1 protein-coding gene is annotated in these 294 nt (G+C 41.5%); it reads right to left on the bottom strand.

From position 1 onward, the window contains the following. A partial coding sequence (locus ACSG5Z_RS31150; protein ID WP_435712887.1) for a vitamin B12 dependent-methionine synthase activation domain-containing protein occupies positions 1–294 on the bottom strand: 294 nt, incomplete at its 5' end.

The following is a 294-nucleotide window of genomic DNA, read 5'->3' as shown; positions in this document are numbered from 1 at the left end:
CTATAATACACTAAAATATCTTGCCTCAGGGTGAGAAAATACCATAGCCGTCACAGATGCTTCTGGCTCCATCATAAATCCTACTGTTAATGAAATACCTATTTCTTCTGGATGAATAAGGCGACATAACTTTTCTTGATCCGCAAGTTCTGGACATGCTGGATAACCGAAAGACACTCGTTTCCCTCTATATTTCGTACGGAAACGTTCTTCCATCGTCAGTTCTAGTGAATCTGGAATACCCCAGCGATCACGAATGAGCATATGTGTTTTTTCAGCAAGACCGTCTGCTAG

Source organism: Bacillus pretiosus, from assembly GCF_051294775.1.
Lineage (GTDB): Bacteria > Bacillota > Bacilli > Bacillales > Bacillaceae_G > Bacillus_A > Bacillus_A wiedmannii.
Note: the sequence above shows the minus strand (reverse complement) of the source record. Positions and strands in the feature narration are given on the sequence as shown.